This window comes from Devosia sp. (assembly GCF_014860165.1).
Lineage (GTDB): Bacteria > Pseudomonadota > Alphaproteobacteria > Rhizobiales > Devosiaceae > Devosia.
Genome location: NZ_JACZKG010000064.1, coordinates 1 through 6,540 on the forward strand (window position 1 = coordinate 1; position 6,540 = coordinate 6,540).

General features: G+C 66.0%; 9 protein-coding genes. 6 read left to right on the forward strand and 3 right to left on the reverse strand.

Annotation, left to right across the window (positions count from 1 at the left end):
• Positions 1-73 precede the first annotated feature (73 nt).
• Entirely contained in the window at positions 74-1,195 is a 1,122-nt protein-coding gene (locus IH615_RS15920) for a 5-methyltetrahydropteroyltriglutamate--homocysteine S-methyltransferase (protein WP_291363281.1), read from the reverse strand.
• A gap of 157 nt (positions 1,196-1,352) precedes the next feature.
• Here IH615_RS15920 and IH615_RS15925 point away from each other — a divergent pair, with 157 nt between their 5' ends.
• Genes IH615_RS15925 through arsC form a run of 4 tightly spaced genes read left to right on the forward strand, consistent with a single transcriptional unit; the run spans position 1,353 to position 3,340 of the window.
• On the forward strand, positions 1,353-1,709 hold the full coding sequence (locus IH615_RS15925; protein WP_291363283.1) for a metalloregulator ArsR/SmtB family transcription factor: 357 nt from the start codon (positions 1,353-1,355) through the stop codon (positions 1,707-1,709).
• Positions 1,702-2,229: an arsenate reductase ArsC gene (locus tag IH615_RS15930; RefSeq protein ID WP_291363285.1), complete on the forward strand. Its 528-nt coding sequence runs from the start codon at positions 1,702-1,704 to the stop codon at positions 2,227-2,229. Before IH615_RS15925 ends, IH615_RS15930 begins: the two co-directional genes overlap by 8 nt.
• Positions 2,230-2,249: 20 nt before the next feature.
• Positions 2,250-2,924, forward strand: a complete 675-nt coding sequence (locus IH615_RS15935) for an MIP/aquaporin family protein (protein WP_291363297.1) — start codon at positions 2,250-2,252, stop codon at positions 2,922-2,924.
• A complete protein-coding gene (gene arsC / locus IH615_RS15940) occupies positions 2,921-3,340 on the forward strand; it encodes an arsenate reductase (glutaredoxin) (protein WP_291363287.1) in 420 nt (139 codons plus the stop codon). The genes IH615_RS15935 and arsC overlap by 4 nt, the downstream gene beginning before the upstream one ends.
• Before the next feature lie 6 nt (positions 3,341-3,346).
• On the opposite strand, the gene IH615_RS15945 is transcribed toward arsC, so the two are convergent.
• On the reverse strand, positions 3,347-4,180 hold the full coding sequence (locus IH615_RS15945; protein WP_291363289.1) for an alpha/beta hydrolase: 834 nt from the start codon (positions 4,178-4,180) through the stop codon (positions 3,347-3,349).
• Between the two features lie 219 nt (positions 4,181-4,399).
• Here IH615_RS15945 and IH615_RS15950 point away from each other — a divergent pair, with 219 nt between their 5' ends.
• Both IH615_RS15950 and IH615_RS15955 read left to right on the forward strand, forming a co-directional pair.
• Positions 4,400-5,653, forward strand: a complete 1,254-nt coding sequence (locus IH615_RS15950; protein WP_291363291.1) for an FAD-dependent oxidoreductase — start codon at positions 4,400-4,402, stop codon at positions 5,651-5,653.
• A gap of 38 nt (positions 5,654-5,691) precedes the next feature.
• Positions 5,692-5,982, forward strand: coding sequence for a hypothetical protein (locus tag IH615_RS15955; RefSeq protein WP_291363293.1), 291 nt, complete (start codon positions 5,692-5,694; stop codon positions 5,980-5,982).
• A 7-nt stretch (positions 5,983-5,989) separates the two neighbouring features.
• Here IH615_RS15955 and IH615_RS15960 read toward each other — a convergent pair whose 3' ends face one another.
• Positions 5,990-6,484, reverse strand: coding sequence for a hypothetical protein (locus IH615_RS15960; protein ID WP_291363295.1), 495 nt, complete (start codon positions 6,482-6,484; stop codon positions 5,990-5,992).
• Positions 6,485-6,540 lie beyond the last annotated feature (56 nt).

Below are 6,540 nucleotides of genomic sequence, written 5' to 3' on the forward strand. Positions count from 1 at the left end.
TCCCAGCCTCCTGCGGCTTGAGGACTGAAGGGGAGGTTGCGACGGGGCCCCTTCGGTGCCCGCACCGGCGCGTCTAGACCTGGCCCCAGATGGATTCCGCAGTCTTCACCACCAGGTCGAGCTTGCGCCTCTGGTCGTCCATGGTGATGGAATTGCCTTCCTCGGTGGAGGCGAAGCCGCATTGCGGGGCGATGCCCAGCTGCCCGATATCGACATATTTGCTCGCTGCCTCGAACTTGCGCTTGAGGTCGTCGATATCTTCGAGTTCCGCCGTTTTGGTGGTGATGAAGCCGGGCAACACGCGCTTCTTGCCCTTGGGCAAAAGGCGCAGCGGCTCGAGCCCACCGGCGCGCTCCGTGTCATATTCCATGAAATAGATGTCGACATCGGTCTGGTTGAAGATCGCGTCGGCCGCCGGGTCATAGGCGCCTTCGGCCACCCAGGTGGATTTGAAATTGCCGCGGCACATATGCATGCCGATCAGCATGTCCCCGGGTCGGTCGGCAATGGCGTCGTGCATCATTTTTGCATAGCGGCCGATCAGCCAATCGGGGTCCTCGCCCCTGGCCTTGCGCTCGGCGCGGATCTTGGGGTCGCAAAGATAGGCAAAGAAGATATCGTCCATCTGCAGGTAGCGGCAGCCGGCGTCGTAGAAGGCGCTTACAGCGGCCTTGTAGGTCGCGGTGATGTCCTCGAAATAGGCCTCGGCGTCGTGCTTGTAGTCGTGGACGGCAATGTCAGCGTCGGCAATGCGGAAGTGGATCGCGCTGGGGCCGGGAATGGAGATCTTCGGCGTCACGCTGGTATTGGCGGCGACGAACTTGAAATGCTCCAGCATGGGGTGGTCGGCCGGAAAGCTCAGCCTGTCGGTGATCACAGGCACGTCGGCCTTGGTGGCCACGCCATGAAACTGGATGCCGCCGCCTTCGCGCTGGATGATGTCGAGCCCGTTGAGCATGCCCATGAAATCGAAATGCCACCAGGCGCGGCGGAACTCGCCATCGGTTACCGCCTTGAGGCCGGCATCTTCCTGCATGCGGATGACGTCGCGGATCGCCTCGTCCTCGATGGCGCGCAACTGATCGGCGCTCATGCCGTTGCCTTCGGCGCGTGCCTTGCGCGCCGCCTTGATGCTGTCGGGGCGCAGGAAACTGCCGACGATGTCGGCACGATAGGGCGGCTTGGCAGGTGCCATGAGTAACTCCTCCTTCGGGTGACCGTGAAGGTCAGGCAAGCGCTGAACGGTGCAGGGTACAATAGCGCGGTGATATTCCGTGTCACCCGGTTTCAGCCGCCCGCCGGCCATGGCGGCTGTCATTGACCCGTCACAATAGATCGATATATCTCGATATATGGAATCAACCGACGCCATTGCCGTTTTCGCCGCCCTGTCGCAGCCGACGCGGCTGGCGGTGTTTCGGCTGCTGATGCAGCATGAGCCGGATGGCGTGCCGGCGGGCATGATCGCCGCGCAGCTCGATGTGCCGCAGAATACGCTGTCCACTCATCTGTCGGTGCTCAATCGCGCCGGGCTGATCGCGGCCGAGCGCCATGGCCGCAGCATCAGCTATCGCGCCGAGCTGCATCGCGTGCGCGAGATCACGACCTTCCTCGTGCGGGACTGTTGCGATGGCCGGCCGGAACTGTGCGAGCCCGTCATCGCCGACCTCACCCCCTGCTGCAGCCCCAAGGAGGCAAGCCATGTCTGACCGCATTTATAACGTGCTGTTTCTGTGCACCGGCAATTCGGCGCGCTCCATCTTGGGCGAGGCCCTGCTCAACCATGTCGGCGAGGGCCGCTTCCGCGCCTTTTCCGCCGGTTCGACGCCCAAGGGCAGCGTGCACCCACTGACGCTGGAGACCCTCGCCACGGCAGGCATTGCCACCGATGGCCTGCGCTCCAAATCCTGGGAAGAGTTCGCCGTGCCGGGCGCTCCGGTCATGGATTTCGTCTTCACCGTCTGCGACAACGCCGCCAATGAAGCCTGCCCGATCTGGCCGGGCCAGCCGATGACCGCCCATTGGGGCCTCGAAGACCCGGCGGCGGTGGAGGGCACCGATTTCCAGCGCCGCGCCGCCTTTGCCGCCACGCTGCGCTACCTGCGCAACCGCATCGGCGCCTTCGTCAACCTGCCGCTGGCAAGCATCGACCGCATGGCGCTCAATTCCCGCCTCGAGGGCATCGGCGCCATGGATGGCACGACCACCAAATCCTCCAATGTCGCATGAGCACCCATACACCCGACGTGATGCCGTTTGATCTGCCGCGCCGCCTGGCGGCCGAAGCGCTTGGCACGGGCCTGCTGGTCATGGCGGTCGTCGGCTCCGGCATCATGGCGGAGCGGCTGACCGATGATGTGGCCGTGACCCTGCTCGGCAATACGCTGGCGACCGGCGCCATGCTGGTGGTGCTGATCAGCATGCTGGGGCCGATTTCGGGGGCGCAGTTCAACCCGGCGGTAACGCTGGCGGCGCTCCTGGGCCGACAGCTCGGGGCCGCGACGGCCCTGGCCTATATCGTGGTGCAGATCCTGGGCGGCGCAGCGGGCGCCATGGCGGCGCATGCCATGTTCGCCGAGCCGCTGCTGGCCTGGTCGACCAACGCCCGCACCGGCGGCGGGCAATGGCTGGCCGAGGGCGTGGCGACGTTCGGCCTGCTGCTGACCATCGCGGCGGGTTTGCGCTTTGCGGCATCCGCGCTGCCCTGGCTGGTGGGGCTCTATATCACCGCCGCCTATTGGTTCACGGCCTCGACATCCTTCGCCAACCCCGCGGTGACGCTGGCCCGCACGCTGACCGACAGTTTTTCCGGCATCAGGCCGGTGGACGCGCCGGCCTTCATCGCCGCCCAGCTCGCCGGCGCGCTGCTCGCCACTGTTCTGGCGGGCTGGCTGTTTCGACCCGATCAGGAGCTCCGCACATGACCGTCACCATCTATCACAACCCCGATTGCGGCACCTCGCGCAACACGCTGGCGATGATCCGGCAATCGGGCGTCGAGCCCGAGGTGATCGAATATCTCAAGGCACCGCCGAGCCGTGAGCGGATCATGGAACTGGTGGGTGCGGCAGGGCTGACCTTGCGGCAGGCTTTGCGGCAGAAGGACACGCCCTATGCGGAACTGGGGCTGGATAATCCGCAGCTCGATGATGGCGCCCTGCTCGACGCCATCGCTGCCCACCCCGTCCTGCTCAATCGCCCCTTCGTGGTGACCCCGCTGGGCGTGCGGCTGTGCCGGCCCAGCGAGGTGGTGCTCGAAATTCTCGAAAACCCCGATATCGGCCCCTTCACCAAGGAAGACGGCGAAGTCGTCGTCTTCGGTGGAGCGCGGCAGGCCTGAACCGGCTCAGAGGTTGTCACCCAGCCATGCCGTGGTTTCGGCGACGACCTGGGCGCCGATTTCGGGCTGGTCACTATAGACGCCCAGCATGTGGTCGGTGTCAGGGATGACCAGCGAGGACTTGGGGCCCCTGGCCAGGCCGAGATACTGCTCGAAATAGTTGACCGCCGGATCCTCGGCGCCGGCAACGGTCAGGAACAGGCCATCGAAGCCGGCAAAGGCCGCAGCCAGGTCGTGCTTTTCGACGCTGTCGAAGAACGGGGCATCGAGCGAGATGACGCGCCAGCCCAGATCGACAGTGTAATTGCCGGTGGAACGGGCCGTGTCGAAGGCCTCCTGGCCGAGGAATTCGACGAATTCGCCCTTGAGATCGCCCATCTGGCCCCAGGTGACGATGGCCGGATAGTGCTCCTGGTCCAGCATGGCGATGGCCGCGCCGAAGCTGTAGCCGATGACGCCGACGCGGTCCGGGTCCACACCCTCGACGGAAGCCAGGTGGGTGCGGGCAATCGCGGCATCCTCGAGCATGCGATCGATGGTGACCGAGGCTTCGCTGACGCCATTGCTGTCGCCATAGCCGCGGAAATCGATGCGCAGCGAGGCGATGCCGGCCTCGGCCAAAGCCGCCGCCTGGGCCGCGAAAATGCCACCGATCTCGTCGCGGGAACTGGCAAAGCCATGCAGCATCACCACGGCCGGGCCAATGGCGCCGCCTTCGGGGACAGACAGCGTCCCGACAATGCCCTGGTCGAGGGTGACGATGGTTTCGGCACCGAGCACGGGCTGGGCGGCGACGAGGGCCAGGATGGAGGCGGCGAGGACTTTTGCGGTGGTGGTCATGGCGGAACTCCTTGGGTTGATGGCCAAGGTTTAGCTGGAGGGTCCGCCGCGAGATTGAAGAAATCCGACAATGTTGGTGGGCGGGGAGCGGGACGCCATTGCGCGGCGTCGGACTTTTCTCGAATGCCATTGCGCAGCGCAGGGCGCAGGCTCGCCGAATGCATGAAATTCCCGGAAATGCTGTGCTAGCATCGCCCTAACTATTGCAGCGAGGCAGGCATGGACGACGTCATCATTCTGGGGGCCGGCATTGTCGGGGTGGCGACGGGTATTCACCTGCTGCGGCGCGGCCGCAGCGTCACGCTGATCGACAAGAATGCGCCCGGGCGCGAGACCAGCTTCGGCAATGCCGGCATCATCCAGCGCGAAGGTGTGCGGCCGCATCCGTTTCCGCGCGACCTCGCCATGCTGATGCAGGTGGGCCTGCACCTGAGCACCGCGGCGCGCTATGAGCCGCTTGCCTTGCCACGGCTGGCGCCGGCCCTGCTCAAATACTGGTGGGCGTCCTCGCCCGAGAGCTACCGCAAGGTGGTGCAGAGCTACGCCCCTCTGATCGGCCGCTCGATCGTCACCCATGCTGACCTGATGGCTGAGGCCGGGCCTGATGCCGAGGCGCTGGTGAGCAAATCCGGCTGGCTGCTGGCCTTCCGCAGCGACAAGGGTCTGCGCCACGAGGCCGAGAAGGCGCGGGCGGACCAGGCGGAATTCGGCATTGCCCACAAGGTGGTCGAATGGCCCGAACTCAAGACCATGGAGCCCAGTCTCAAGGGCGGGCTGGCCGGGGCGATCCTGTGGACCGATCCGTGGACGGTGCGCGACCCCGGGGCGCTGGTGGGCGAATATTTCAAGCTGTTCCAGCGACTGGGCGGCACCTTCGTTGCCGGCGCGGCTAGCGGGCTCACCCAGGATGGCGGCGTGTGGACCACGGAGGTCAACGGGGTCCGCCATAGCGGCAGGCAGGCGGTGATTGCGCTGGGGCCATGGGCGCCTGATGTGCTCGACAAATTGGGCTATCGGCTGCCGCTCTTCGTCAAGCGCGGCTATCACATGCATTATGGCACCGAGGGCGGGGCCAAACTCAACCAACTGATCCTCGACGCGGAAGTGGGCTATGTGCTGGCGCCGATGGCGCGCGGCATTCGTCTCACCACCGGCGCGGAATTCGCCATGCGCGACGCGGCGCCGACACCGATCCAGCTCGGGCGGGCCGAGAGCGCGGCCCGGGAATTGTTCCCGCTGGGCGAGCGGCTCGACCCCGAGCCGTGGAAAGGCGCGCGCCCCTGCACGCCCGACATGATGCCCATCATCGGCAAGGCGCCACGGCATGAGGGGCTGTTCGTGGGCATCGGCCACGCCCATCACGGCTTCACGCTCGGCCCGGCGACGGGCGAACTTCTGGCGCAGGCGATGACGGGCGAACAGCCGGCTATCGACGTCAGGCCGTTTGGCATGGAGCGGTTTCTCGGCCGCTAGGCGTGGCTTTACCGGCGCCGAGCCGGTATAGCATCGCCATGGCAGATAGTTATCGGGCGTGGCTGCGTAGCGCAGTCAAATGGCAGCAGATCGCGGTGATCGACCTGCGCGACCAGGACGGCATCGGCAAGCTGCTGCAGACCGCGGGCCTCAAGACCCTGGGCGAGGTGGATGCGCTCGAAGGTCCCGACCTGCTGAAGCTGCCGGGGATCGGCATCGGCGTAGTCAAGCGCATCCGCTCCATCATCAAGACCTGCAAGGCGGTGGAACGCCGGCGGCGGCCGACGGTGATCTCGCCGCGGCGGCTGGCCCGGGTGTTTCCGCAATAGCGCCGCGTCAGCCCGCCGCGAAGCTCGAATTGACATCCTGCGGCCGGATCATGCCCACCATGCGCCAGGCTGCGGCAAAGGCGAGTGTCGCCACCACCACCCCCAGCATATAGACCGGTATCACCGCCAGCTTGACGTCGGCGGCCGATGCGGCAACGGCCATGCCGCCCGAATTCGCCGCCACGCCGGCCAAAGCCGCGCCGATGGCATTGCCGGCCGATTGGGTGGTCGGCATCAGCGCCGAAGTGCGGTCACGCTCGGCATCGCTGGCCGCTTCCATCATGGTGAGGTTGAGATAGCCGTTGCAGGTGCCAAAGCCGGCGCCGATGATCAGCTGTCCCGCCACCACCACCGCAACCTGGTCCAGCTGCAGCCCGACCAGCACCAGCAGCAATCCGCTGCCGATCATGGCCGGCCCCAGCCGGATCAGCAGCTTGCGCGTTTCCTTGCTGCGCACATTGGCCACCGTGATGGCCGAAAAGCTCCAGGCCACCGCCAGCACAGCGGCTATGGCCCCCGCCGCGGTGGGCCCCTAGCCCCACATTTCCTGCACCACCA